The sequence below is a fragment of the Streptomyces sp. NPDC002867 genome (genome assembly GCF_053591895.1).
In genome coordinates this window covers 193317-218175 of the sequence record NZ_JBSFUR010000004.1, presented here as the reverse complement: position 1 = coordinate 218175, position 24859 = coordinate 193317, and the positions used below count along the sequence as shown (strand labels likewise).

Genomic DNA, 24859 nt, shown 5'->3' with positions numbered 1-24859 from the left:
GTCCCACCCGGAGGTGGACGCATGACCGTCACCACGTCCTCCGCCTCCGCCGGCGGAGCGGCGGCCCAGCCGCCGGAGGACCTCGTCTCGCTGACCATCGACGGCGTCGAGCTCTCCGTCCCCAAGGGGACGCTGGTGATCCGCGCCGCCGAACTCCTCGGCATCGAGATCCCCCGCTTCTGTGACCACCCGCTCCTCGACCCCGCCGGCGCCTGCCGCCAGTGCATCGTCGAGGTCGAGGGCCAGCGCAAGCCGATGGCCTCCTGCACCATCACCTGCACCGACGGCATGGTCGTCAGGACGCAGCTCACCTCGCCCGTCGCCGAGAAGGCGCAGAAGGGCGTGATGGAGCTGCTGCTGATCAACCACCCGCTGGACTGCCCGGTCTGCGACAAGGGCGGCGAGTGCCCCCTGCAGAACCAGGCGGTCTCGCACGGGCAGGCCGAGTCCCGCTTCGAGGGGAGGAAGCGCACCTACGAGAAGCCGGTGCCCATCTCGGCGCAGGTGCTCCTCGACCGTGAGCGCTGCGTGCTGTGCGCACGCTGCACCCGTTTCTCCAACCAGGTCGCGGGCGACCCGATGATCGAGCTCATCGAGCGGGGCGCGCTCCAGCAGGTCGGCACCGGCGAGGGCGACCCGTTCGAGTCGTACTTCTCCGGCAACACGATCCAGATCTGCCCGGTGGGGGCGCTGACCTCGGCCGCGTACCGCTTCCGCTCCCGCCCCTTCGACCTGGTCTCCTCGCCGAGCGTGTGCGAGCACTGTGCGGGCGGCTGCGCCACCCGCACCGACCACCGGCGCGGCAAGGTCATGCGCCGCCTGGCCGCCGATGATCCGGAGGTCAACGAGGAGTGGCTGTGCGACAAGGGGCGGTTCGCCTTCCGCTACGCCCAGCAGCGCGACCGCCTCACCACCCCGCTGGTGCGCAGCAAGGACACCGGTGAGCTGGAGCCGGCGAGCTGGCCCGAGGCGCTGGAGGCGGCGGCGGAGGGCCTGCGGGCCGCACGAGGCCGGGCCGGCGTGCTCACCGGAGGCCGGCTGACCGTCGAGGACTCCTACGCGTACGCCAAGTTCGCGCGGGTCGCCCTGGACACCAACGACATCGACTTCCGCGCGCGGGTCCACTCCGCCGAGGAGGCCGACTTCCTGGCGGCAGCGGTCGCCGGGCAGGGCCGGGACCTGTCCGGCACCGGAGTCACCTACACCTCGCTGGAGAAGGCGCCGGCGGTCCTGCTCGCCGGGTTCGAGTCGGAGGAGGAGGCGCCCGGCGTCTTCCTGCGGCTGCGCAAGGCCCACCGCAAGCACGGCCAGCGCACCTTCTCCCTGGCCACGCACGCCACGCGGGGCCTGGCCAAGGCGGGCGGCACGCTGCTGCCGGCCGCGCCCGGCACCGAGACCGAGTGGCTGGACGCCCTCGCCTCCGGCACGGGGCTGGACGGGGACGGCGCGAAGGCGGCCGAGGCGCTGCGCGCCGAGGGCGCGGTGATCGTGGTGGGCGAGCGGTTCGCGGCCGTGCCCGGCGGCCTCACCGCCGCCCTGCGCACGGCGACCGCCACCGGCGCCCGCCTGGTATGGATCCCGCGCCGGGCCGGTGACCGCGGCGCGATCGAGGCGGGCGCACTGCCGTCGCTGCTGCCGGGCGGCCGCCCGGCCACCGACCCGCGGGCCCGCGAGGAGACCGCCGAGGTCTGGCGCGTACGCGAACTCCCGCACCGCTACGGCCGGGACACCGGCCAGATCGTCGAGGCCGCGGCCACGGGCGAACTGGCCGCGCTGGTCGTCGCCGGTGTCGAGGTCGCCGACCTGCCCGACGTGGCCCGCGCGCGGGAGGCGCTCGACGCCGTCGGCTTCCTCGTCTCGCTGGAGCTGCGGCCCAGCGAGGTCACCGACCGGGCGGACGTCGTCTTCCCGGTCGCGGCTGTCGCGGAGAAGCCCGGCACCTTCCTCAACTGGGAGGGCAGGGTGCGGATGTTCGAGGCCGCCCTCAAGCCCGAGCAGATGACCCGGCCCCTCCCGCCGACCGACGCGCGGGTGCTGCACATGCTCGCGGACGCGCTCGACATCCCCTTCGGCCTCCCGGACCTGACGTCCGTACGCGCCGAGATGGACCGGCTCGGCCGCTGGGACGGTCCCCGCGCCGGCGAACCCGCCGAGTCGGCGAGGCCGCTGCCGCGGCCGGGCGCGGGCGAGGCGGTCCTCGCCGGTCACCGGCTCCTGCTCGACCAGGGCCTGCTCCAGCAGGGCGACGAGGCGCTGGCCGCGACCCGGCACGCCGCCGTGGCCCGGCTGTCGGCGGCGACCGCGGCCGAGACCGGCGTCAACGACGGCGACGAACTGCAGGTCTCCGGTCCGGCCGGATCGGTGCGGCTGCCGCTCCTGGTGAGCGAGATGCCCGACCGCGTCGTGTGGCTTCCCATGAACTCGGCCGGCGGCGGCGTGACGGCGGACACCGGTGCCCGTCCGGGCGAACTGGTCCGTATCGCGGCCGTGACGGGTGCCGCCGAGGCGACACCGGAGGTGCAGTCATGACCGCTCGAGTCACCCGCCGGCCGGCGGCCGCGCGCCTGCGCGACGCCGTGCGGCCGTCCAGGTCCTCGACCCTCGTCGGCCTGCCGGGCGCAGTCCCGGCCACCCCCGCAACGGAGGTGCACGCATGACCACGCTGGCTCATGTCGCCGAAGCACAGCGCAGCGTCCTGGCTCTCGAGGACCTGTCGATGTTCGGGCGCGACCCCTGGTGGCTCGTCGTCATCAAAGCCGTGTTCTGCTTCGCCTTCCTGATGGTGACGGTGCTCTTCTCCATCGTGTGGGAGCGCAAGGTCGTCGCCTGGATGCAGCTGCGCATCGGCCCCAACCGGCACGGCCCCTGGGGTCTGCTCCAGTCGCTCGCCGACGGCGTCAAGCTGATGCTCAAGGAAGACGTGATCGTCAAGCGCGCGGACAAGGTGGTCTACATCCTTGCCCCGATCGTCGCCGCGATCCCGGCCTTCATGGCGATCGCCGTGATCCCGTTCGGCCCCGCCGGCAACGAGATCTCGATCCTCGGCCACCGCACCACGATGCAGCTGACCGACCTGCCGATCGCGATGCTCTACATCCTCGCGGTCGCCTCGGTCGGCATCTACGGCATCGTGCTCGCGGGCTGGTCGTCCGGCTCGACGTACCCGCTGCTCGGCGGTCTGCGCTCGTGCGCGCAGATGATCTCGTACGAGATCGCGATGGGCGCGGCGTTCGCCTCCGTCTTCCTCTACTCCGGGTCGATGTCGACGTCGGCGATCGTGGAGGCGCAGGCGGACCGCTGGTACATCCTGCTGCTGCCGGTCTCCTTCATCATCTACGTCGTCACGATGGTCGGTGAGACCAACCGGGCGCCGTTCGACATGCCGGAGTCCGAGGGCGACCTCGTCGGCGGCTTCAACACCGAGTACAGCTCCATCAAGTTCGCGATGTTCATGCTGGCCGAGTACGTCAACATGGTCACCGTCGCGGCCGTGTCGGTCACCCTGTTCCTGGGCGGCTGGCGGGCGCCGTACCCGATCTCCGCCTTCTGGGAGGGCGCGAACCACGGCTGGTGGCCGATGCTCTGGTTCGTCCTCAAGGTCCAGCTCCTGCTGTTCTTCTTCATCTGGCTGCGCGGCACGCTGCCCCGCGTGCGCTACGACCAGCTGATGAAGCTCGGCTGGAAGGTGCTGATCCCGGTCTCCGTCGTCTGGCTGATGCTGGTCGCGACCGTGCGGGCGCTGCGGAACGAGAACTACGACTTCCAGCAGATCGTGCTGTACGTCGCCGGGGCCGTGATCGCCGTCCTGCTCCTGTCCTTCGTCGCCGACGTCTTCCGCGGCAAGAAGGAGAAGGAGGCCGAGGCCGCGAAGCCCGAACCGGGCCCCTTCGACCCGATGGCGGGCGGATTCCCCGTACCGCCGCTGCCCGGCCAGGAGTTGCCGCCGGTGCCGCGCAGGCGCCCGCGCCGCGACCGCGAACTGATCGCCAGCGGCGGATCGCAAACCGACAGTGATGGTCCTCGGGACGGAAAGGAGGCTGACGGTGTCTGAGGAATCCGAGAGCACGTTCCAGAATCCGGTCGCCGGCTTCGGCGTGACCTTCAAGGCCATGTTCAAGAAGCGGCTGACCGAGCAGTATCCGGAGCAGCAGAAGGTCACGGCGCCGCGCTTCCACGGCAGGCACCAGCTCAACCGCCATCCGGACGGGCTGGAGAAGTGCGTCGGGTGCGAGCTGTGCGCCTGGGCCTGTCCGGCCGACGCCATCTACGTGGAGGGCGCGGACAACACCGACGAGGAGCGCTACTCCCCGGGCGAGCGGTACGGCCGCGCCTACCAGATCAACTACGCCCGGTGCATTTTCTGCGGACTGTGCATCGAGGCCTGCCCCACCCGCGCGCTGACGATGACCAACGAGTTCGAGCTGGCCGACAGCAGCCGGGCGAACCTCATCTTCACCAAGGAGCAGCTGCTCGCCGGTCTGGAGGAGGGCATGGTCGACAGCCCGCACGTCATCTACCCCGGCATGGACGAACAGGACTACTACCGGGGGCTGGTCACGGAGGCCGCGCCCGGCACGGTCCAGCAGGTGGCCCACTCCAAGGGCGAGACCGTCCAGGAGGCCGAGTCGACGTTCGGCGAGGGCGAACCGGCCTCGAAGAAGGTGATCGGGGCATGAACCTGCTCGCCGCCTCCGTCACCTCCACGGGCGAGGCCGTCCAGTTCTGGGTGCTCGGCACCATCGCGGTCGTCGGGGCGCTCGGCACGATCCTGATGAAGCGGGCCGTGCACAGCGCGCTCAGCCTCGCCGGGACCATGATCGTCCTGGCGGTCTTCTACCTCGCCAACGGCGCGTACTTCCTCGGCGTCGTGCAGATCATCGTCTACACCGGCGCGATCATGATGCTGTTCCTCTTCGTCGTCATGCTGGTCGGCGTCACCGCAGCCGACTCGCTGAAGGAGACGCTGAAGGGGCAGCGCTGGCTGGCCGCCGCCTGTGGGCTCGGCTTCGGCATTCTGCTGATCGCCGGTATCGGCAACGCCTCGCTGAAGAACTTCAACGGGCTGGGCGTCGCCAACACCGCGAACGGCGGCAACGTCGAGGGCCTCGCCCGGCTGCTCTTCACCAAGTACGTCTTCGCCTTCGAGATCACCGGCGCCCTGCTGATCACGGCCGCGGTCGGCGCGATGGTGCTCACGCACCGGGAGCGCACCGAGCGGGCCAGGACCCAGCGGGAGCTGTCCGAGCAGCGCGTACGCGAAGGCAAGCACCTGCCGCCGCTCCCCGCGCCCGGTGTCTACGCCCGGCACAACGCCGTGGACATCGCCGGACTGCTGCCGGACGGCACCCCGTCCGAGCTCACCGTCAACCGGACCCTGCGGGACCGGGGCCAGATCCGCGATGTGTCGGCCGACGCGCTGGAGGATCTCAAGGCGATCGAGAAGCGCTCCGAGGAGCGCCTGGGACGCGGCCGGGACGAGCACGACCGGGACGGACAGGAGGCCAAGCGGTGAATCCGGTCAACTACCTGTATCTCGCTGCCCTGTTGTTCACCATCGGTGCGGCCGGTGTGCTGATCCGGCGGAACGCGATCGTGGTGTTCATGTGCGTGGAGCTGATGCTCAACGCGTGCAACCTCGCGCTCGTCGCGTTCTCCCGGATGCACGGCAATCTCGACGGCCAGATCATCGCGTTCTTCACGATGGTGGTCGCCGCCGCGGAGGTCGTGGTCGGACTCGCGATCATCGTGTCGCTGTTCCGTTCCCGCCACTCGGCCTCGGTCGACGACGCCAGCCTGATGAAGCTGTAAGGGGACGGACGAATCGTGGAGAACCTGATTGCGCTGCTCGTCGCGGCGCCCCTGCTCGGAGCGGCGGTGCTGCTCTGCGGCGGCCGCCGGCTCGACCGCACCGGCCACTGGCTGGGCACCCTGCTCGCCGCCGCGTCCTTCGTCATCGGCGCCGTGCTCTTCGCCGACATGCTCGGCAAGGGCGCGGAGGAACGCGCCCTGCACAGCACGCTGTTCAGCTGGATCCCCGTCGAGGGGTTCCAGGCGGACATCGCCTTCCGGCTCGACCAGCTGTCGATGACGTTCGTCCTGCTGATCACGGGCGTCGGCACGCTGATCCACCTCTACTCCGTCGGGTACATGGAGCACGACGAGCGGCGCCGCCGCTTCTTCGGCTACCTGAACCTCTTCCTCGCAGCCATGCTGCTGCTGGTGCTCGCCGACAACTACCTGCTGCTGTACGTTGGCTGGGAGGGCGTCGGTCTCGCCTCGTACCTGCTCATCGGCTTCTGGCAGCACAAGCCCAGCGCGGCCACCGCGGCGAAGAAGGCCTTCCTGGTCAACCGCGTCGGCGACATGGGCCTGTCGATCGCGATCATGCTGATGTTCACCACCTTCGGGACCTTCGCCTTCGGGCCGGTGCTGGAGTCCACGGGTGAGACCAGTGAGGGCATGCTGACGGCCATCGGCCTGATGCTGCTGCTCGCCGCGTGCGGCAAGTCGGCCCAGGTGCCGCTGCAGTCCTGGCTCGGGGACGCGATGGAGGGCCCGACCCCGGTCTCGGCCCTGATCCACGCGGCCACGATGGTCACCGCCGGCGTTTACCTGATCGTCCGCTCCGGCGCGATCTTCAACGCCGCGCCGGACGCCCAATTGGCGGTCGTCGTCGTCGGCGCGGTCACGCTCCTCTTCGGTGCGATCGTCGGTTGCGCCAAGGACGACATCAAGAAGGCGCTGGCCGGCTCGACCATGTCGCAGATCGGCTACATGATCCTGGCGGCCGGTCTCGGTCCCATCGGATACGCCTTCGCGATCATGCACCTGGTGACGCACGGCTTCTTCAAGGCGGGGCTGTTCCTCGGCGCGGGCTCGGTCATGCACGGCATGAACGACGAGGTCGACATGCGCAAGTACGGCGGCCTGCGCACGTACATGCCGGTCACCTTCGTCACCTTCGGCCTCGGCTACCTGGCGATCATCGGCTTCCCTGGCCTGTCCGGCTTCTGGTCCAAGGACAAGATCATTGAGGCGGCCTTCGCGTACGACGACGGCATCCGCGGCTGGATCTTCGGCGGCGTGGCCCTGCTGGGCGCCGGCATCACCGCGTTCTACATGACCCGCGTGATGATCATGACGTTCTTCGGCGAGAAGCGCTGGCAGCCCGCGCCCGACCCGGACACGGCGCCCAGCGTCGAGCCCGGTATCGAGGTGCACCCGGGTGAGATGCCGCACCCGCACGAGTCGCCCAAGTCGATGACGATCCCGATGATCGTGCTCGCCTTCGGGTCGGTCTTCGCGGGCGGTCTGTTCAGCCTGAACGAGTCCTTCGTCCACTGGCTGGAGCCGGTCACGCAGTTCGAGCACCCGCACCCCGTCATCGGCGTCCCGGCGATCACGACCTCGACGGTCGTCGTGCTGCTGCTCGGCGCGGGGCTCGCGTACCTGATGTACGGGCGCCGCCCGGTGCCCGTCACGGCGCCGCGCGGCTCGCTGCTCACCCGCGCCGCCCGCCGCGATCTGCTCCAGGACGACTTCAACCACGTGGTCCTGGTCCGCGGCGGCGAGCACCTCACGCGCTCGCTGGTATACGTCGACCACACCCTGGTCGACGGAGTGGTCAACGGCACGGCGGCCACGTTCGGCGGGCTCTCCGGCCGGCTGCGCAAGCTGCAGAACGGCTACGCCCGCAGCTACGCGGTCTCGATGTTCGGCGGTACGGCGATCCTGATCGCCGCGACCCTGCTGATGAGGGCGGTCTGATCGGTATGTCCGAAGTAGTGAACGCAGGCTTTCCTCTGCTGACGGCAACGGCCGTGCTCCCGGCGCTCGGCGCGATCGCCACCGCGGCCGTGCCCGCCGTGCGCCGGACGGTCGCCAAGTGGCTGGCCCTGCTGGTCTCGCTCGCGACACTCGTGCTCGCCGCGATCGTGCTCGTACGGTTCGAGCCCGGCGGCGACCGCTACCAGCACGTCGAATCGCACGCCTGGATCAAGGACTTCGGGGTGCGGTACGAGCTGGGCGTGGACGGCATCGGGGTCGCGCTCATCGCGCTGACCGCGCTGCTGATCCCGTTCGTGATCCTCGCCGGCTGGAACGACGCCGATCCGCAGGAGACCGGCAGCAAGCGGTGGCGGCCCACCCAGGGCTTCTTCGCGCTGATCCTGATGGTCGAGGCGATGGTGATCCTCTCCTTCGAGGCCACCGACGTCTTCCTCTTCTACATCCTGTTCGAAGCCATGCTCATCCCGATGTACTTCCTCATCGGCGGCTTCGGCGACCGCGCCCACGCGGGCACGGACGAGAACGCGGCGGCCCAGCGGTCGTACGCGGCCGTGAAGTTCCTGCTGTACAACCTGGTCGGCGGACTGATCATGCTGGCCGCCGTCATCGGCCTGTACGTCGTCGCGGGCAGCTTCTCGCTCTCCGAGATCGCCGAGGCCAGGGCGAGCGGTCAACTGGAGATGGCGACCACCACCGAGCGGCTGCTGTTCCTCGGCTTCTTCTTCGCCTTCGCGGTGAAGGCCCCGCTGTGGCCGCTGCACACCTGGCTGCCGAACGCGATGGGCGAGGCGACCGCCCCGGTCGCCGTGCTGATCACGGCGGTCGTCGACAAGGTCGGCACCTTCGCGATGCTGCGCTTCTGCCTCCAGCTCTTCCCGGAGGCGTCGAAGTGGGCGACGCCGGTCGTCATCACGCTGGCGCTGATCAGCATCGTCTACGGCGCCCTGCTCGCGGTGGGCCAGCGGGACATCAAGCGCCTGGTCGCGTACGCCTCGATCTCGCACTTCGGCTTCATCATCCTGGGCATCTTCGCGATGACCAGCCAGGGCCAGTCGGGCGCGACGCTGTACATGGTCAACCACGGCATCTCGACCGCCGCGCTGATGCTGGTGGCCGGCTTCCTGATCTCGCGGCGCGGCTCGCGGCTCATCGCCGACTACGGCGGTGTGCAGAAGGTCGCCCCGGTGCTCGCGGGCACGTTCCTGATCGGCGGCCTCGCCACCCTGTCACTGCCCGGACTCGCGCCGTTCGTCAGCGAGTTCCTGGTCCTGGTCGGCACGTTCGCCGCCTATCCGGTGGCCGGCATCATCGCGACCTCCGGCATCGTGCTCGCCGCGCTCTACATCCTCGTGCTCTACCAGCGCACGATGACCGGCCCGGTGAAGGCGGAGGTCAGCGCGATGCCCGACCTCAAGGCACGTGAACTGGCGGTCGTCGCACCGCTGATCGCGCTGCTGCTCTTCCTCGGCGTGTTCCCGAAGCCGCTGACGGACATCGTCAACCCGGCCGTGGAGCACACGATGTCCGACGTACAGAAGCAGGACCCCCGGCCCGATGTGGAGGCGGCCAAGTGAGCGCTACAGCTGTCCACAGCCTGTGGACGACGGCTGCGGAGGTCGAGCCGCTCGGCAAGATCCCCGCGCCCCACATCGAGTACGCCCAGCTGGCACCCGTGCTGATCGTCGTCGGCGCGGCCGTGCTGGGGGTGCTCGTGGAGGCCCTCGTCCCGCGCAAGGCCCGGTACCACACCCAGGTGTTCCTGACCGTCGTCGCGCTCGCGGCCTCCTTCGCCGCGGTCGTCGGGCTCGCCGCCGGTGGATACGGAACCACCAAGGCGCACATCGCCGCCATGGGCGCGATCGCGGTCGACGGGCCGGCGCTCTTCCTGCAGGGCACGATCCTGCTGGCGTCGCTGGTCGCCGTGTTCACGTTCGCCGAGCGCCGCCTCGACCCTGCCGCGCACGGCAAGCGCGTCGACTCGTTCGCCGCCGAGGGCGCAGCGGTCCCGGGCAGCGACCACGAGAAGGCCGCGGTGAAGGCCGGGTTCACCACCACCGAGGTGTTCCCGATCGTCCTGTTCGCGATCACCGGCATGCTGGTCTTCCCGGCCGCCAACGACCTGCTGACGCTGTTCATCGCCCTGGAGGTCTTCTCCCTCCCGCTGTACCTCCTGTGCGCGCTGGCCCGCCGCAAGCGGCTCATGTCGCAGGAAGCGGCCGTGAAGTACTTCCTGCTGGGCGCGTTCTCCTCGGCGTTCCTGCTCTTCGGCATCGCGCTCCTCTACGGCTACGCGGGCTCGGTGTCCTACGCCCGTATCGCCGAGGTCGTCGACGGCAGCATCCGCACCATCGACCCGGCGCTCGCCGACACGATGGGCAACGACGCGCTGCTGCTGATCGGCGGCGCGATGATCCTCATGGGCCTGCTGTTCAAGGTCGGCGCGGTGCCGTTCCACATGTGGACGCCCGACGTCTACCAGGGCGCACCGACCCCGGTGACCGGCTTCATGGCCGCGGCCACCAAGGTCGCCGCCTTCGGCGCGCTCCTGCGGCTGCTGTACGTGGTGCTGCCGGGCCTGACCTGGGACTGGCGTCCGGTCATGTGGGCGGTCGCCATCGTCACGATGCTCGGCGGCGCGATCGTCGCGATCACCCAGACCGACATCAAGCGGCTCCTGGCGTACTCGTCGATCGCCCACGCCGGCTTCATCCTCGCCGGTGTGATCGCCACGACGCCCGAGGGCATCTCGTCCGTCCTGTTCTACCTGCTCGCGTACTCCTTCGTGACGATCGGCGCGTTCGCGGTCGTCACGCTGGTCCGCGACGCGGGCGGCGAGGCGACGCACCTGTCCAAGTGGGCCGGTCTCGGGCGGCGTTCGCCGCTCGTGGCGGCGGTCTTCGCGGTGTTCCTCCTCGCCTTCGCCGGCATCCCGCTGACGTCCGGGTTCTCCGGCAAGTTCGCGGTGTTCAAGGCAGCGGCGGAGGGCGGCGCGGGAGCGCTGGTCGTGGTGGGTGTGATCTCGTCGGCGATCGCGGCGTTCTTCTACATCCGGGTCATCGTGCTCATGTTCTTCAGCGAGCCGAAGCCGGAGGGCCCGACGGTCGCTGTGCCGTCCCCGCTGACGATCACGACGATCGGCGTCGGCGTGGCGGTCACGCTGGCGCTGGGCCTCGCGCCGCAGTACTTCCTGGATCTGGCCGGCCAGGCGAGCGTGTTCGTGCGCTAGCCGCGGCACGCCCGAGGGCCCGGCCTCTCCCCGAGGAGAGACCGGGCCCTCTGCCGTGTCCGCGTACCGCCCGGGCAACCCGGCGGTGCTGCGGGTCGTCCTACCGGGGGCGGGACGAACGGCCGACGACCACGGGGGAGACATGACCCAGCAGCAGATCCGGCACCGAGCGGCGGAGGAGTCCGGCGGTGACCACATGTGGCCACTGGGGTTCCTGGGGCCCGCCCTGCTCCTGCTGCGCCTGCTCGAGGAGCACCCCTGGGCCTACTGGACCGCTGCCGTCATGGGCGCCCTGGGCTTGATCGGCGCGGTCTTCGCGATCGCGGGCGCGGGCCGGGACCTGGTGCGCCGGCGCCGCCCGTGGAAGGCGGCGTTCGCGCTGTTCATGCTGGCCTGCGGCTCGTTCATGGTCGTGGTCAGGCTCGTGGAGTTCTGACGGGCGGGCCCTCGGCCGCCCAGGATCCCGCCGCCGATGAGCGGCGGCGGGACCCGTGCGGGCCGGTCAGGCGGAGGGCACGACGCGGCCCGTGACCTCGCCGAGGCCGACGCGGACGCCGTCGGGGCCGGGGGCCCAGGCGGTGAGCGTCACCTCGTCGCCGTCCTCCAGGAACGTGCGCTTGCCGTCGGGCAGTTCGATGGCGTCGCGGCCGTTCCAGGTGAGTTCGAGGAGGGAGCCGCGCTGGTTCACCTCGGGACCGCTGACCGTGCCCGAGCCGAACAGGTCGCCCGTGCGCAGCGATGCGCCGTTGACCGTCATGTGCGCGAGCTGCTGCGCGGCCGTCCAGTACATCGTGGCGAACGGCGGCTCGGCCACCACATGACCGTTGAGCGCGACCGAGATGCGCAGGTCGAAGCCGCCGGGCTCCTCCTCGTCCGTGTCGTCGAGATACGGCTGCAGGGGGAAGTCCCGTGCGGGCGGCGCGGTCCGGGCGGCCTCCAGCGCCTCCAGCGGGGTGACCCAGGCCGCCACCGAGGTGGCGAAGGACTTGCCGAGGAACGGGCCGAGCGGCACGTACTCCCAGGCCTGGATGTCGCGCGCCGACCAGTCGTTGAGCAGGAAGAGCCCGAAGACGTGCTCGCGGAAGTCCGCGAGAGGGACGGGCCTGCCCCGCTCGGACGGGGTGCCGACGAGGAAGCCGACCTCGGCCTCGATGTCGAGCTTCACGGACGGGCCGAAGACGGGGGCCGGGTCGGCGGGCGCCTTCCGCTGCCCGGACGGCCGGACGACGTCCGTACCGGACACGACGACCGTGCCCGAGCGGCCGTGGTAACCGATCGGCAGGTGCTTCCAGTTGGGGGTGAGCGCGTCGCCGTCGGGCCGGAAGATCTTTCCGACGTTGGTGGCGTGGTGCTCGCTCGCGTAGAAGTCGACGTAGTCCGCGACCTCGTAGGGCAGGTGCATCGTCACCGCGTCGAGCGGGTGCAGCAGCGGCTCCACGTCGGGCCGGTGCGCGGGCACCGTGACCCAGGCGGTCAGGGCGCGCCGTACGTCGCGCCAGGCCGTGCGCCCGGCGGCGAGCAGCGGGTTGAGGCTGGGCTGTGCCAGCACCCCGGCGTACGGGGAACCGAGCGCGAGGGCGGCGGCTCCGACGTCGAGCACATGGCCGCCGATCCGGACGCCGAGCCTGCGGCGCTCCGGCTCGTCGGCCGTGGTGAAGACGCCGTACGGAAGGTTGTGCGGGCCGAAGGGGTCGCCCTCGGCCAGATCGAGCGGGCTCTGCTCGGACATCGGTGCCTGCCTCGCTTTCCACGGGTGTGGGTGACACGTTACGTGCCTGCCCGCCTGCCGCGGCAGGGCCCGATGGATCACACGGAGAGTGCTCCGGCGGGGGCCGTCGTCCCGTCAGTGCGCCGTGCGGGGCAGGCGCTTCTCCCAGGTGCGGTGGAACACGATCTCGTCGCCGTCGCGGCACACCATCTCGTCCGAGGCGAGGAAGCCGGCCGCGTCGCAGGTGAGGGCGGAGCGGGTCTCGACGCGGACGTCCCAGCCGAGTTCCGGCCGGTGGAGGCGGATCGTCCAGGCGGTGCGGGCCTGTGCGGAGAGCGGATCGTCCTGCCGGATCGCGTACGTCTCGCGGGCCTCCTCGGTGTGCTCCAGGCCGTCCGGGTGGACATGCGTGCCCCCTCGGTGGGGCGTCACGTCCAGGGTCCACAGGCCGTCCGCCACGTCACGCGTCAGCAGCAGGCGGGGGCGGTCCCCGTCGAGGGTCTGGGGGACCGCGACGGCCGGCGGCTCGGAGTGCTCGGGCTCGGCGAACGCGCCGCCGGGCCCGGCCGGTTCGCGGACCGGCAGGTCCAGCCGCGAGCCCGCCGGGTCCAGGCTGAAGCCCGCCGCGTCCGGATGCGGCCAGAGCCAGGGCCAGTACGCGGAGGAGACGGCGAGCCGGACGCGGTGGCCCGGCGCGAAGGTGTGCCCGGCCAGGGACAGGTCGAACGACACGTCCTCCGTCGTGCCCGGCGTCCAGGCGAGGGCCCGCTCCCGGCCCGCACGCGCGGCGAGGTCGAGGGCGCCGCGCGTGACGAGCGTGGAGGCGCCGTCCGGTGCGACGTCGCAGAGCCGGGCCACCGCCTGTCCGTGCGGCGCGTCCAGGCGCAGCCGCAGGGTTACCCGGGGCCGTCCCAGGACGACGACCGGCGCCGTGCCGACGGGGAACTCGAAGCAGAACGACCGCGCGTCCTCCTCCCGCTGGTCCGGCGGCAGATCGGCGGAGTGGCCCACGGGGCGCGTCCGGCCCGCGTCCGTCCCGGTGTGCTGCGGGGAAGAGACGGGTACGGGGGCGCCCGGGGCGGCGCCGAGCGCGTAGGGGACGACGGTGACGTGCGGCGACGGCCAGACGTCCTCGCCGGTCCAGCGGCCGGGCCCGGGCGCGGACGGTCCGAGCCGGCAGCGCAGCAGCGGCTCGGACAGCACGCCCGTGTCCCGGTCCTTCAGCCACTGGTCCCACCAGCGCAGCGTCTCCTGGAGGAAGCCGATCCCCCGTTCGGGGTCGCGGTCCGGGTACTGGCGCGGCCACGGCCCGATCAGTCCGCGCACCCGGTCCGCCGGCAGCCGCTCCACGAGCCGCAGCACGGCGTCACGGGCGGGGTCGTGCAGGCCGCTCACCGCGAGGACGGCCGCCCGCACCGCGTCCGTGTCGTCGCTGATCCCGGCGCTCCGCCAGAACTCGTCGCGCAGCGGGTGCGCCAGCCACCCGGGCACGCTGGGCTCGACGGCTTCCAGCCGCCGCAGCCACATCGCGCGCCACGCGTCCCCCGTGTGCAGCGGGTCCGGCGGCCGGGCGGCATGCGCGAGCCGGGCGGCGGCCCGGGAGTGCAGCGACTCGCCGGTGACCGATCCGCCGAGATAGGGCCCGTCGGTGTCGTACGGGTCGTCGCTCGCGCCCACCGCGACCACGGCCCGCAGGGGCCGCGGCGCGAGCGCCGCGATCTGCAGCGCGCTCCGGCCGGCCGCGCCGATGCCGATCATGCCGACCCGGCCGGTGCTCCACGGCTGCCGTGCCAGCCACTCGATCACCGCGACGCCGTCCGCGAGCTCGGCCGCACCGCCCTCCGGGCCGGGCACACCCTCGCTGTTGCCGTGCCCGCGCACGTCGACGCGGACGCAGGCGTAGCCGTGGCCCGCGTACCAGGGGTGGCGCTCCCCGTCGCGCACCGCCGTCGCGTCGGCGAGCCGGTCCGGCGCGTACTCGAGCAGGGCGGGCACGGGCTCGTCCGTCACCGGCCGCCACAGGCGCGCGTACAGGGCGATGCCGTCGGGCAGGCGGACGCGCAGGTCCTCGTGAGCCGTCTCGTACGGAAAGTCTCTGCGGATACGCATGGCTGTACCTCGGCGGCAGGGCCCCGCCGAGGGGCGGCGGGGGCCATCACAGGTAGGGGCAAAAGCCCCTGTTCCAGGTCATTGCGGCTGATCACGAACATACCGGGGGTGGCGGGAAGGCGCTCATGGTGATCGAAAGGCGACCGGATACGCTGACTTGAGTGAATCCAGCGACACATCGACAATCCGTGTGATCGTCAGCAGACAGGAGACCCCCTCGTGACCGTCGTCGGGCCGTTCGGGCTGAGCGTGCGGGACCAGGCTCTTGAGGCCGATGTCCAGACCGGATTGTCGGCTGTCGAGGCGGGCCTGCTCGACGCCACCAAGAGCGAGGTCCCGTTCATCACGGAGGCCGCACAGCACCTCGTCCGGGCAGGTGGGAAGCGTTTCCGCCCGCTGCTCGTGATGCTGGCCGCCCAGTTCGGCGACCCGCACGCGCCGGGCGTCGTGCCCTCGGCCGTCGTCGTCGAGCTCACCCATCTCGCGACGCTGTACCACGACGACGTGATGGACGAGGCGGACGTGCGGCGCGGCGTGCCCAGCGCGAACACCCGCTGGGGCAACTCCGTGGCCGTCCTCACCGGCGACTTCCTGTTCGCCCGCGCCTCGCACATCCTGGCCGACCTCGGCCCGGAGGCCGTACGCATCCAGGCGGAGGCGTTCGAGCGTCTGGTCACCGGACAGATCCTGGAGACGGCGGGCCCGCGCGACGGCCGCGACCCGGTGGAGCACTACCTCGACGTGCTGGCCGGCAAGACGGGTTCGCTGGTCGCCGTGTCCTGCCGCTTCGGCGCGATGATGTCCGGCGCCGACGAGCGGGTCGTCGACGTCCTCACGCAGTACGGGGAGCGGCTCGGCGTCGCCTTCCAGCTCGCCGACGACGTCCTCGACATCGCCTCCGACGCGCACGAGTCCGGCAAGTCGCCGGGCACCGACCTGCGCGAGGGCATCCCGACGCTGCCGGTGCTGCACCTGCGCGCCGCGGCCGAGGCGCACGGGCGCCCCGAGGACCTGGAGCTCGTCGCCCTGCTCGACGGCGACCTCAGCGACGACGAGCGGCACGCCGAGGCGCTGCGCCGGCTGCGCGAGCACCCGGCGCTGGAGCAGGCCCGGCGGGACTCCGTCCGCTACGCGGAGGAGGCGCGGGCGATGCTCGCCCCGCTGCCCGACTGCTTCGCGAAGGCGGCGCTGGAGGAGCTGTGCGACGCGGTGGTCCACCGCGCGGGCTGAGCCCCGGGACCTGCTCGCCCCCTACGGGGCGGGGGACTTGAGGGTGGCCGGTGTCATCCCAGAGGGGTACGCGGGTTTGCGCCCGCGGGCTGACGCTTCCCCGCGGCCGTTTTGGTCAGATGGTGAACACCACCCCTGACCAACCACGGAGGTAGGGCACACCATGGCACCGAACGACAGCGCACACTCCACCGAGGCGGCCGACGGCCTCGCGGCGGGGCGCCGCAAGGCCTCCCGCTATCTCGTCCCCCTCGCGGTGGCCGGGGTCGCGGCGGGGACGATCGGGCTCGTCCCGGCGCTCGCCGCCTCCGGTGACCCCGATCTGCCGAAGATCACCGCCCAGCAGCTGATCGAGAAGATCGCCGCGTCCGACACCGAGCAGCTCTCCGGCACCGTCAAGATCACCACCGACCTGGGACTGCCCGCGCTCGACGGTCTGGCCGGCTCGCTCGCGGGGGCGGGCGGCGAGGGCGCCGAGGGCTCCTCCGCCGACCCGCAGGCGCAGTTGACCGAGCTCGCCTCGGGCACGCACACGCTGCGGATCGCGGCCGACGGGCCCGACCGCCAGAAGATCTCGATCCTGCGGGACTCGGCCGAGTACAGCCTGATCCACAACGGCGACGAGATGTGGGGCTACGACAGCGCCTCGAACGAGGTCTTCCACGCCGAGGAGGCCGGCAAGGGCGAGGACGGCCCCGGTTCCGCCGAGAAGCGGGGGGAGGACCTGCCGGCCACGCCGAAGGAGCTGGCTGACGAGGTGCTGAAGGCCTCCGAGGGCACGACGTCGATCACCGTCGGCGGCACGGCCAAGGTGGCCGGCCGGGACGCGTACAAGCTGGTCGTCAAGCCCGAGCAGAAGGGCTCGACGGTCGGTTCGGTCACCATCGCGGTGGACGCGGAGACCGGCACCCCGCTGAAGTTCACGCTCACGCCGAGCAGCGGCGGCAAGGCCGTCGTCGACGCGGGCTTCACCAAGGTCGACTTCTCCCGGCCCGCCGCCTCGACCTTCGACTTCACCCCGCCCAAGGGGGCGAAGGTGACGGAGGCCGACAGGCTGGAGGGGGAGAAGCACGCCCGCGAGGAGTTCGAGGGCGGCCTGGCGGACTTCGCCGGTCCGGACGTCATCGGCGAGGGCTGGACCTCCATCGCCCGGATCGAGGCGCCCGGCGGAGCGGGCGCCGAGGCTCCGGAGAAGGGCGACGTCCCGGCCGAGGCCCAGCAGTTCCTGGACGCCTTCGGGGACAAGGTCACCGGCGCGTTCGGCGAGGGCACGGTCTTCTCGACGCGCCTGGTCAACGCCCTGCTGACGGACGACGGCACGGTCTACGTCGGCGCCGTGACCAAGGACGCCCTGGTCGAGGCGGCCAACCAGGACAAGTAGCGGCCGCGGCCGGGCCGGCTGCGGCCAGGCCCGCCGCGGTATCCGCCCCGCCGCCCCGCCGTACTCCCCGTACGGCGGGGCGCGCTCATGGGACGAGGCGCCGGACGGCCTGGCCGGCCGCGGGCCCGCGGCGGTGGCTTTCCGGCCTCGCCGGGGCCGGAGCCGTCAGAAGGTGAGCCTCCAGCTGTCGATGTAGCCGGTGTCGTACCGCGCCACGTCCTGCACCCGCAGCTTCCAGGCGCCGTTGGCCGCCTCGGTCGAGGCGTCCACCGTGTACGTCGTGATGACGTTGTCCGCAGAGTCGCCGCTGCTGGAGTTCTTCAGCCGGTACGCGGTCCCGTCCGGCGCGACGAGGTCGATCACCAGGTCGCCCCGCCAGGTGTGCTTGATGTCCACCCCCACCTTCAGGGCGGCCGGGGCGTTGCCCGTGCGCCCCGAGACGGTCACGGTCGAGGTGACGGCCGCTCCGGCGTCCGGGACGGCGACGTCGGCGGCGTTCTCGAAGAAGTCGCCGGGCGGGACGGTGGTGCCGGCCGACAGGGCCCAGATCGCATGGGCGACGGCGTCGCTGTTGCGGTCCAGCGCGGTGTCGTTGATGTTGGACGTGGTGTCGCACGAGGAGTGGTAGCAGCGGTCGAAGGCCTGACCGGCCGTGCCGCCCCACTTCTGCGCCTGCGCGCTCGTCTTGGTGCGGCTGGCGCCGGTGAACAGGCCGCCGACGGGTATGCCGACGTTCTTGAACGACGCGTGATCCGAGCGGCCGTCGCCCTCGGTCTCGATCTCCGTCGGGACGCCGAGCGCGGCGAAGTAGTCCTTGAAGGTCTGCTCGATCGCCGGGTCGTCGTCGTAGACGAAGTAGCCGGGGTTCGGCGAGCCGATCATGTCGAAGTTCAGGTAGCCGGAGATCTTCGAACGCTCCGTCGTCGGCAGGCTGTTCACGTACTGTCGCGAGCCGACCAGGCCCAGCTCCTCCGCGCCCCACCAGCCGAAGCGCAGGTGCTTGACGGGCTTCAGCTGCGCGCGGGAGACGGCGAGCGCGGTCTCCAGTACGGCGGCCGAACCCGAGCCGTTGTCGTTGATTCCGGCGCCGGAGGAGACCGAGTCGAGGTGGGCGCCGGCCATGACGGTCTGGTTGAGGTCGCCGCCCGGCCAGTCGGCGATCAGGTTGTAGCCGGTCGTGCCGTTGTACGTGAACTGCTGGACGGATGTGGTGAATCCGGCCGCGTCCAGTTTCGCCTTCACGTAGTCGACGGACGCCTTGTAGCCGGGCCTGCCGTGCGCCCGGCTGCCGCCGTTGGCGGTGGCGATGGACTGGAACTCGGTGAGGTGCGCCTTGACGTTGGCGAGGGGTATGTCGGGTGCGGCGAGCGCGGCCGCCGGGGCGCTCGGTGCACCGGGTGCGGCGGTGGCCGCAGGCGCGCCGGCCGCGAGCAGGCCGGCGAGGGCGAAGGCGGTGGCCGCGAGCGTGCGTCTGGGAACGGAGAGGTTCATGTGGGGGCTCCGGATTCCGTACGGGGATGGAACGGAACGTGCGTGACGCCCCGGGCCGGCGGGGCCCGGGGCGCTGGAGCTTGACGTGCGCTGTGCGTGCTGAATGTTCAGTGAGATGTTGACGTACCGTCAAGAGCGGGATCCGGACACGGGTGTTCGTATGCCGAACATCCGAACAGTCGTTACTGCACGCAGAATTCGTTGCCCTCCGGGTCCGCCATCACCACCCACTCCCCGCCGGGCTCCTTCACGTGCCGTACGACCGTGGCCCCCAGTCGCAGCAGCCGCTCCGCCTCCGCGTCCCTCTCGCCGGGCGCGGCGTGCACGTCGATGTGGAGGCGGTTCTTGACGGTCTTCGCCTCCGGGACGCGCTGGAAGAGGATGCGCCGCCCGAGTCCCCCGCCGGTGTTCTCGTCGTAGGGGTCGTCCGGATGGCGGACGGCGGCCAGATCGCGCCATGCGCGCCGGCCGTGCGATTCCACGGTGGCCTCGACAGGCACGCCGCCGTAGCCGAGGACCTGCTCGACGATCCGGCTGTTGTCCTCGACGAGATAGCCGAGGGTCTCGGCCCAGAAGTCCGCCTGGGCGTGCGGGTCGGAGGCGTCGACAACGAGCTTCCAGTGCAGTGTCATGGCAACCGGTCATAGTGGTTACATGGGTGGGACGGCAACGGAATCGCCGGGACTGGAACTGCGAACACGGGAAGGGCGCCCCCACCGCTTCGACGCGGGGGCGCTCTGTTCTGGACTGCTGACCACGGGCGGACCGGGTGAGTTCGCTCGCTACGAGGTGCTGGACGAGCCGGCCGGCCTCCTGCGCCGGGTGACGGCCGGCCGCCTGCCCGGGGGCCTCCTGCTGGACGTCGACGACGCCTGCCTGGCGGCGGTCCGCCGGCTGCGGGACGCCCTGTGGCGGATGGCCGGCGCCCACGTGCACGCCCGCGATCCCGACCCGGCGGATGTGGCGACGGTGGACGCGGCCGCCGCCGAGCCGCCCCTCGCCTTCGGCATCGTGGAGGACGGATCGCGGCAGTGGATGCCCGAGCGGGCCTGGGTGGCCCCGCTGCTGTCGACCGTCGCGCGCGACGCCGTGGAGCTCGTCACGGTCCGTACGCGCACCGCATCCGCGAGTGCGCCGCGCACAACTGCTACCTGCTCTTCGTCGACACCTCGCGGCCCGGCCGCCGTCGCCGGTGCGCGATGGAGCACTGCGGCAACCGCAGCAAGATGCGGGCGCACCGCGCACGCCAGGCCGAGGGAGACGGATCATGACCACCGGACTGACCAGGGACGCGGGCTGGGAGATCGGCGTGTCCAGGACCCTGCCGCTGCCGGCCGCGGCCGTGTGGGACTTCCTCGTGAGCCCCGAGGGGGTGGAGCTGTGGCTGGGCAAGGGCGCGCGGCTGCCCGCGGTGAAGGGGGAGACCTACGAGACGGCCGACGGCGTCACGGGCGAGCTCCGTTCCTGCCGTCCCGGCGACCGCATCCGCGTGACGTACGGCACGAGCACCGTGCAGGTCGCCGTCTCCGCCGCACGCTCCGGCGACGGGGCGGTGTTCCGGTTCCACCAGGAGCGCCTGGCGGACGCGGAGGAGCGCGAGCGCCGCAGGGCGCACTGGAGGGCGGTGGCCGCCGAGGTGGAGAGGGCGCTGGGCGCCGGCCGGGGACGGGAGTGACCGGCCGTCCGGCACGGGCGCTTTGCGACCGACGTCACGTCTTGAGCGCTCTGTTCCCGGTCTCACGTGAGGGGATGGATGCTTCGCCCCTCGGCGGGCCGCCCGGCTGCCCGCTGGTCGGCGTGGCCGCCGCGTACATGCCCCGGCTCTCGGAGTTCGCCTTCGAGCCGGGGCTCGTCGCCGCCGTCGACCAGCACGCGGCCGCCGTCCGGGACGCGCTGGTGCCGCTGGTGCCCAGGCAGCGCCGGTCCGGATCCCCGGTGCGCGCGGAGCCGGGCGAGGTGCTGCGCCGTGAGGATCTCACGGACTACGTCCTGGGGTTCACCGACTGGCTGTCGGAGATCGACTGGTCGGAGCCGGTCGGCTACGACTTCGCCACCCCGCGGCTCACGGCGGTCTGCTGGCTGATCCGCGAGCACGATCTGCTCGACGCCGCCTGGCGCGACCGACGGGCAGGGCCCGGTCGACGGCCGTCGACCGGGCCCTGCCCGTGCGCTGTGTCCCGGTGAGGCACACGGACCCGCGGGGTCACATCGGGTCGCGACCGGTGCCCGTCCCGGGGGGCATGTCCTCGCCCCACCCCCTGTCCTGGCTGCCACGCGTATCGGTGCCGCGGGCACGGCCGGGCCGGCGCTCGGTGACGGGCTGCCCGGCGGCGGCGTCCGCGCGGCCGCGCTGGTAGGCGGTGAGGGTGTCCTTGGCGCGGCCCGACTCGGCCTCGGCCGTGGCCAGCCAGCGCTCCCAGCGCTCGCGCATCGGGTTGACGAGACCACCGCCGACGCCCACGATCAGTATGCCCGCCATGGCGGCGAGCACGGCGATGAGGACGGGCCCGGTGACCGCCGTCGCGATCTGCGCCTGGCTGAGCGCCGCGATGACGCCGAGCGCCACGATGAAGCCCCAGGCCACGGTGGCGAGCACCCGGCCGTACGAGGTCTCGCCGAGGGCGCCCTGGACGATGTCGCGGACGGCGCGGGCGATGGCCATGGCGACGACGACGATGACGCAGGCGACGATCGCCTTCGGGATCCACGAGACGATGCCGTTGATCATCGTGCTCACCGGGTTGGGTCCGAAGACCCCGAAGCCCAGCTGCAGGGCGATCAGCATGATCGCGTAGTAGAGGATCTTGCAGATGATGCCGGTGGCGTCGTACTTCGAGTCCCTGAGGGTGTTCGAGACACCGCTGCGCTCGGCCATGCGCTCGAAGCCGGCCTTGCGCAGGAGGCGGTCGGCGACCTTGGCGATCGCCTTGGCGACGACCCAGCCGATGATCAGGATCGCCAGGAAGGCGAGGAACTTCGGAATGAACCTGGCCACTGCGGACCACGCGTCGGTGATTCCCTGACCGAAGTCGATCGAAAGTGCGAGGGGTGGGGACATGACGCGCTCGCTCCGCTCTGTGGGTTCCGCGGTCCGTGTGACCGGGCCTCGTCCTCCGGTGGTAACACCGGCCCCCAGGGGTGGCCTGCGCCCGGAGGCGGAGCTGGGCCGTTCGAGTGGAGATTGGGCCCTGCCGGGCGCGTCACCGGGAGAGGGCGAGGGTGAGGGTGTATCGACCGCCGGCGGTCGACAGGCGGCCCTGCGCACCTTGTGCCCGGGGCGCGGCCCGATCCGGGCGTGGCCCGGTGCGCGGGCGCTCCCCACCGGCAGGCGCGCTCAGTGGGGGCGGTCCCGGCCGGTCGGGGCGAGGGGTGCAGGCGTCCGGCTGCCGCGGGTCAGGCTGTGCGGTCCGGCTGGGCGGCGGGCGCCTGGGGCGTCAAGGACGCCTCCGGCAGGGGGGCGGTCTCGGGCGGCGCCGTTTTCAGGGCGTCCGCCGCGAGACGCAGCGCCTGTGCCCTGGTCCGGCGGGCCGTCCGCAGCGCGTCCCACGTCAGGCACGTCAGCGCTAGCCACACCAGCGCGAACCCGGCCCACCGCTCGGCGGGCATCGCCTCGTGGAAGTACAGGATCCCCAGCAGGAACTGGAACACCGGCGCCAGGTACTGCAGCAGCCCCAGCGTCGACAGCGGCACCCGGATGGCCGCGGCGCCGAAGCAGACCAGCGGTGCGGCCGTCACCACACCCGTCGCGGCGAGCAGCGCCGCATGGCCGGCGCCGTGGAAGCCGAAGGTCGACGAGCCGTTCGCCCCCAGCCACAGCAGGAAGCCGAGCGCCGGCAGGAACTGGATCGCCGTCTCGGCCGCCAGCGACTCCAGGCCGCCGATGTTGACCTTCTTCTTCACCAGCCCGTAGGTGGCGAAGGAGAACGCGAGCGTCAGCGAGATCCACGGCGGCCGGCCGTAGCCGATCGCCAGGACCAGCACCGCGCCGAAGCCGATGCCCACGGCCGCCCACTGCGCGGGCCTCAGGCGCTCCTTCAGCAGCAGGACGCCCATGGCGATGGTGACCAGGGGGTTGATGAAGTAGCCCAGCGAGGCCTCGACGACATGGCCGGAGTTCACGGCCCAGATGTAGACGCCCCAGTTGACGGTGATCACCGTCGCGGCGACGGATATCAGGCCCAGCTTGCGCGGCTGCCGCACCAGTTCGCGTACCCAGCCCCACTGCTTCAGCGCGAGCAGGGTGACCGCCACGATCGCCAGGGACCACACCATCCGGTGGGCCAGGATCTCCATCGCCCCCGACGGCTTGAGCAGAGGCCAGAAAAGGGGGACCAGGCCCCACATGCCGTAGGCGCCGATCCCGTACAGCAGCCCTGCCCGCTGTTCGTTCTGCGACTTCACTGACCCTCCTGCCCCTGCGCGCGCGTTCCCCCAAGAAGGTACGCGCGCGAGGGCGCTATGTCATGTCCGTATCGCCATACGGTCATGACGGATCGTGCCCGGCGCGGGCGGGGCGGCGGCCGCCGAGGCGTGGGGTCAGGAGGTGGCCAGCGCCGCCGCGACCGTCTCGGCGAGCGGCGTGGTGGGCCGCCCGGCCAGCCGCGCCAGATCGCCGGTGGTGCGGGCCAGTAGTCCGCGGCCGATGGCCCTGTCGACGTCGACGAGGATGCGGGCGAACGGCTCCGGAACACCCGCGCCGGTGAGGATGCCGAGGTGCGTCTCGGCCGGGACCTCGGTGTACGTGATGGTGCGGCCGGTCTGCCGCGACAGCTCGGCGGCGTACTCGGCGAGGGACCACGCGTCGTCGCCGCTCAGCTCGTAGGCCGCGCCCAGGTGGCCCTCGCCCGTCAGCACAGCGGCCGCGGCGGCCGCGTAGTCGGCGCGCGTGGCCGAGGCGATCCGGCCGTCGCCGGCGCTCCCGACGACGGTGCCGTGCTCCAGCACGGGGCCGAGGTTGCACGTGTAGTTCTCGGTGTACCAGCCGTTGCGCAGGAAGGTGTACGGCAGGCCGGAGTCGAGGACGAGCTGCTCGGTCGCCTTGTGCTCGGCCGCCAGGTCGAAGTCCGCGTCCGGCCCGCCCAGTACGCCGGTGTACGCGAGCTGTGCGACGCCCGCGGCCTTCGCCGCCTCGATCACGGCGGCGTGCTGCGCGACGCGTCGGCCGACCTCGCTGCCGGAGATCAGCAGCACCCGGTCCCGTGCGCGGAAGGCGCCGTCGAGGGTGGCCGGCTCGCTGTAGTCGGCGATCCGCAGCTCGACGCCGCGCGCCGCGAGGTCCGCCGCCTTCTCCTTGTCGCGGACCACCGCGGCGATCCGGTCGGCCGGGACGGTGGCGAGCAGCTCGTCGACGACGAGACGGCCGAGGGCTCCGGTGGCTCCGGTGACAACGATGCTCATGGGTGGTTTCTCCGTTTCGCGTACGGCATGTGCGTCATCCGCCTGGTGAAACCACCCTAGGGAGAGCGCTAACAATTCGAAAGTACCCACTTTGACGTAAGGTACTGGCATGGCCGTAAGCAGCAACGGGGCCGGCGCCCCGGACGTGAACCGCGAGATGTGCCCGTCCCGGCTGATCCTGGAGCACGTGACCAGCCGCTGGGGCGTGCTCGTGCTCGCCGCCCTGCTGGAGCGCTCGTACCGGTTCAGCGAGCTGCGCCGGCACGTCGGCGGCGTCAGCGAGAAGATGCTGGCCCAGACCCTCCAGACGCTGGAGCGGGACGGCTTCGTGCACCGCGACGCCAAGCCCGTCATCCCGCCGCGCGTCGACTACTCGCTCACCGGGCTGGGCAGGGAGGCCGCCCGGCAGGTGTGGGACCTCGCGCGCTGGACGGAGCGGCGGGTGGCCGACGTGCAGGCGGCCCGGGCAGCGTACGACGACGGGAAGGTCCGCGCGGCGGAGACCGCCTGACCAGGTCCGCGCCCCCGC

The 24859-nt window shown here is 71.8% G+C and carries 22 protein-coding genes and 1 pseudogene; 16 read left to right on the top strand and 7 right to left on the bottom strand.

Annotated features, from left to right (window positions below):
• The first annotated feature begins 21 nt into the window (after positions 1–21).
• The 10 genes from ACWD0A_RS05660 (at position 22) to ACWD0A_RS05615 (ending at position 11450) form a co-directional block, all read left to right on the top strand.
• On the top strand, positions 22–2529 hold the full coding sequence (locus ACWD0A_RS05660; RefSeq protein WP_451294885.1) for an NADH-quinone oxidoreductase subunit G: 2508 nt from the start codon (positions 22–24) through the stop codon (positions 2527–2529).
• On the top strand, positions 2526–2657 hold the full coding sequence (locus ACWD0A_RS05655; RefSeq protein ID WP_451294883.1) for a hypothetical protein: 132 nt from the start codon (positions 2526–2528) through the stop codon (positions 2655–2657). Before ACWD0A_RS05660 ends, ACWD0A_RS05655 begins: the two co-directional genes overlap by 4 nt.
• Positions 2654–4051, top strand: a complete 1398-nt coding sequence (nuoH, locus tag ACWD0A_RS05650) for an NADH-quinone oxidoreductase subunit NuoH (protein ID WP_451294881.1) — start codon at positions 2654–2656, stop codon at positions 4049–4051. Before ACWD0A_RS05655 ends, nuoH begins: the two co-directional genes overlap by 4 nt.
• Complete coding sequence (nuoI, locus tag ACWD0A_RS05645) at positions 4014–4676, top strand: NADH-quinone oxidoreductase subunit NuoI (RefSeq protein WP_451294880.1); 663 nt, start codon at positions 4014–4016, stop codon at positions 4674–4676. The genes nuoH and nuoI overlap by 38 nt, the downstream gene beginning before the upstream one ends.
• Positions 4673–5512 carry an NADH-quinone oxidoreductase subunit J gene (locus ACWD0A_RS05640; RefSeq protein WP_307714044.1) on the top strand — a complete coding sequence of 280 codons (840 nt, stop codon included), beginning with the start codon at positions 4673–4675 and terminating at the stop codon, positions 5510–5512. The genes nuoI and ACWD0A_RS05640 overlap by 4 nt, the downstream gene beginning before the upstream one ends.
• Positions 5509–5808: an NADH-quinone oxidoreductase subunit NuoK gene (gene nuoK, locus ACWD0A_RS05635; RefSeq protein ID WP_064070011.1), complete on the top strand. Its 300-nt coding sequence runs from the start codon at positions 5509–5511 to the stop codon at positions 5806–5808. Before ACWD0A_RS05640 ends, nuoK begins: the two co-directional genes overlap by 4 nt.
• Positions 5809–5823: 15 nt before the next feature.
• A complete protein-coding gene (nuoL, locus tag ACWD0A_RS05630; RefSeq protein WP_451294879.1) occupies positions 5824–7767 on the top strand; it encodes an NADH-quinone oxidoreductase subunit L in 1944 nt (647 codons plus the stop codon).
• A 5-nt stretch (positions 7768–7772) separates the two neighbouring features.
• The gene (locus ACWD0A_RS05625) at positions 7773–9362 is read left to right on the top strand and encodes an NADH-quinone oxidoreductase subunit M (protein WP_451294877.1); all 1590 of its coding nucleotides are present in this window, start codon (positions 7773–7775) and stop codon (positions 9360–9362) included.
• On the top strand, positions 9359–11014 hold the full coding sequence (gene nuoN, locus ACWD0A_RS05620) for an NADH-quinone oxidoreductase subunit NuoN (protein ID WP_451294875.1): 1656 nt from the start codon (positions 9359–9361) through the stop codon (positions 11012–11014). Before ACWD0A_RS05625 ends, nuoN begins: the two co-directional genes overlap by 4 nt.
• 142 nt (positions 11015–11156) lie before the next feature.
• The gene (locus ACWD0A_RS05615; RefSeq protein ID WP_451294873.1) at positions 11157–11450 is read left to right on the top strand and encodes a hypothetical protein; all 294 of its coding nucleotides are present in this window, start codon (positions 11157–11159) and stop codon (positions 11448–11450) included.
• A gap of 66 nt (positions 11451–11516) precedes the next feature.
• Here the strand turns inward: ACWD0A_RS05615 and fahA are convergent, their stop codons facing one another.
• Positions 11517–12743, bottom strand: coding sequence for a fumarylacetoacetase (fahA, locus tag ACWD0A_RS05610; RefSeq protein WP_451294871.1), 1227 nt, complete (start codon positions 12741–12743; stop codon positions 11517–11519).
• Between the two features lie 114 nt (positions 12744–12857).
• Positions 12858–14831, bottom strand: a complete 1974-nt coding sequence (locus ACWD0A_RS05605) for a CocE/NonD family hydrolase (RefSeq protein WP_451294869.1) — start codon at positions 14829–14831, stop codon at positions 12858–12860.
• Positions 14832–15050: 219 nt separating this feature from the next.
• On the opposite strand from ACWD0A_RS05605, the gene ACWD0A_RS05600 reads away from it, so the two are divergent.
• The gene (locus tag ACWD0A_RS05600; RefSeq protein ID WP_451294867.1) at positions 15051–16061 is read left to right on the top strand and encodes a polyprenyl synthetase family protein; all 1011 of its coding nucleotides are present in this window, start codon (positions 15051–15053) and stop codon (positions 16059–16061) included.
• 163 nt (positions 16062–16224) lie between these two features.
• Positions 16225–17442 (top strand): LolA family protein, encoded by a 1218-nt coding sequence (locus ACWD0A_RS05595; protein WP_451294865.1) that lies wholly within the window; start codon positions 16225–16227, stop codon positions 17440–17442.
• 165 nt (positions 17443–17607) lie between these two features.
• Here ACWD0A_RS05595 and ACWD0A_RS05590 read toward each other — a convergent pair whose 3' ends face one another.
• Positions 17608–18933, bottom strand: a complete 1326-nt coding sequence (locus tag ACWD0A_RS05590) for a M28 family metallopeptidase (RefSeq protein WP_451294863.1) — start codon at positions 18931–18933, stop codon at positions 17608–17610.
• A gap of 182 nt (positions 18934–19115) precedes the next feature.
• Positions 19116–19565, bottom strand: coding sequence for a VOC family protein (locus ACWD0A_RS05585; protein WP_451294861.1), 450 nt, complete (start codon positions 19563–19565; stop codon positions 19116–19118).
• A 22-nt stretch (positions 19566–19587) separates the two neighbouring features.
• Between ACWD0A_RS05585 and ACWD0A_RS05580 the strand changes: the two are divergent.
• The 3 genes and pseudogenes from ACWD0A_RS05580 to ACWD0A_RS05570 all read left to right on the top strand — a co-directional run bounded on the left by ACWD0A_RS05580 (position 19588) and on the right by ACWD0A_RS05570 (position 21117).
• Positions 19588–20204, top strand: a pseudogene (locus ACWD0A_RS05580) (CGNR zinc finger domain-containing protein).
• A complete protein-coding gene (locus ACWD0A_RS05575) occupies positions 20201–20608 on the top strand; it encodes an SRPBCC family protein (protein ID WP_451294859.1) in 408 nt (135 codons plus the stop codon). Before ACWD0A_RS05580 ends, ACWD0A_RS05575 begins: the two are co-directional and overlap by 4 nt.
• Before the next feature lie 74 nt (positions 20609–20682).
• Complete coding sequence (locus tag ACWD0A_RS05570; protein WP_451294857.1) at positions 20683–21117, top strand: DUF6401 family natural product biosynthesis protein; 435 nt, start codon at positions 20683–20685, stop codon at positions 21115–21117.
• Positions 21118–21136: 19 nt separating this feature from the next.
• Here the strand turns inward: ACWD0A_RS05570 and ACWD0A_RS05565 are convergent, their stop codons facing one another.
• The 3 genes from ACWD0A_RS05565 to ACWD0A_RS05555 form a co-directional block, all read right to left on the bottom strand.
• Entirely contained in the window at positions 21137–21991 is an 855-nt protein-coding gene (locus ACWD0A_RS05565; protein WP_451294855.1) for a membrane protein, read from the bottom strand.
• A 335-nt stretch (positions 21992–22326) separates the two neighbouring features.
• The gene (gene rarD / locus ACWD0A_RS05560) at positions 22327–23334 is read right to left on the bottom strand and encodes an EamA family transporter RarD (RefSeq protein WP_451294853.1); all 1008 of its coding nucleotides are present in this window, start codon (positions 23332–23334) and stop codon (positions 22327–22329) included.
• A gap of 135 nt (positions 23335–23469) precedes the next feature.
• Entirely contained in the window at positions 23470–24330 is an 861-nt protein-coding gene (locus tag ACWD0A_RS05555; RefSeq protein WP_451294851.1) for an SDR family oxidoreductase, read from the bottom strand.
• A 109-nt stretch (positions 24331–24439) separates the two neighbouring features.
• Between ACWD0A_RS05555 and ACWD0A_RS05550 the strand changes: the two genes are divergently transcribed.
• Positions 24440–24841 (top strand): winged helix-turn-helix transcriptional regulator, encoded by a 402-nt coding sequence (locus tag ACWD0A_RS05550; RefSeq protein WP_451294849.1) that lies wholly within the window; start codon positions 24440–24442, stop codon positions 24839–24841.
• Positions 24842–24859: the final 18 nt, after the last annotated feature.

What these genes read in the sequence shown, in the direction of transcription:
- ACWD0A_RS05660 (WP_451294885.1), top strand. Translation starts at nt 22, where the DNA reads ATGACCGTCACCACGTCCTCCGCCTCCGCCGGCGGAGCGGCGGCCCAG.
- ACWD0A_RS05655 (WP_451294883.1), top strand. Translation starts at nt 2,526, where the DNA reads ATGACCGCTCGAGTCACCCGCCGGCCGGCGGCCGCGCGCCTGCGCGAC.
- nuoH (WP_451294881.1), top strand. Translation starts at nt 2,654, where the DNA reads ATGACCACGCTGGCTCATGTCGCCGAAGCACAGCGCAGCGTCCTGGCT.
- nuoI (WP_451294880.1), top strand. Translation starts at nt 4,014, where the DNA reads ATGGTCCTCGGGACGGAAAGGAGGCTGACGGTGTCTGAGGAATCCGAG.
- ACWD0A_RS05640 (WP_307714044.1), top strand. Translation starts at nt 4,673, where the DNA reads ATGAACCTGCTCGCCGCCTCCGTCACCTCCACGGGCGAGGCCGTCCAG.
- ACWD0A_RS05625 (WP_451294877.1), top strand. Translation starts at nt 7,773, where the DNA reads ATGTCCGAAGTAGTGAACGCAGGCTTTCCTCTGCTGACGGCAACGGCC.
- ACWD0A_RS05615 (WP_451294873.1), top strand. Translation starts at nt 11,157, where the DNA reads ATGACCCAGCAGCAGATCCGGCACCGAGCGGCGGAGGAGTCCGGCGGT.
- fahA (WP_451294871.1), bottom strand. Translation starts at nt 12,743, where the DNA reads ATGTCCGAGCAGAGCCCGCTCGATCTGGCCGAGGGCGACCCCTTCGGC.
- ACWD0A_RS05605 (WP_451294869.1), bottom strand. Translation starts at nt 14,831, where the DNA reads ATGCGTATCCGCAGAGACTTTCCGTACGAGACGGCTCACGAGGACCTG.
- ACWD0A_RS05595 (WP_451294865.1), top strand. Translation starts at nt 16,225, where the DNA reads ATGGCACCGAACGACAGCGCACACTCCACCGAGGCGGCCGACGGCCTC.
- ACWD0A_RS05590 (WP_451294863.1), bottom strand. Translation starts at nt 18,933, where the DNA reads ATGAACCTCTCCGTTCCCAGACGCACGCTCGCGGCCACCGCCTTCGCC.
- ACWD0A_RS05585 (WP_451294861.1), bottom strand. Translation starts at nt 19,565, where the DNA reads ATGACACTGCACTGGAAGCTCGTTGTCGACGCCTCCGACCCGCACGCC.
- ACWD0A_RS05575 (WP_451294859.1), top strand. Translation starts at nt 20,201, where the DNA reads ATGACCACCGGACTGACCAGGGACGCGGGCTGGGAGATCGGCGTGTCC.
- ACWD0A_RS05570 (WP_451294857.1), top strand. Translation starts at nt 20,683, where the DNA reads ATGGATGCTTCGCCCCTCGGCGGGCCGCCCGGCTGCCCGCTGGTCGGC.
- ACWD0A_RS05565 (WP_451294855.1), bottom strand. Translation starts at nt 21,991, where the DNA reads ATGTCCCCACCCCTCGCACTTTCGATCGACTTCGGTCAGGGAATCACC.
- ACWD0A_RS05555 (WP_451294851.1), bottom strand. Translation starts at nt 24,330, where the DNA reads ATGAGCATCGTTGTCACCGGAGCCACCGGAGCCCTCGGCCGTCTCGTC.
- ACWD0A_RS05550 (WP_451294849.1), top strand. Translation starts at nt 24,440, where the DNA reads ATGGCCGTAAGCAGCAACGGGGCCGGCGCCCCGGACGTGAACCGCGAG.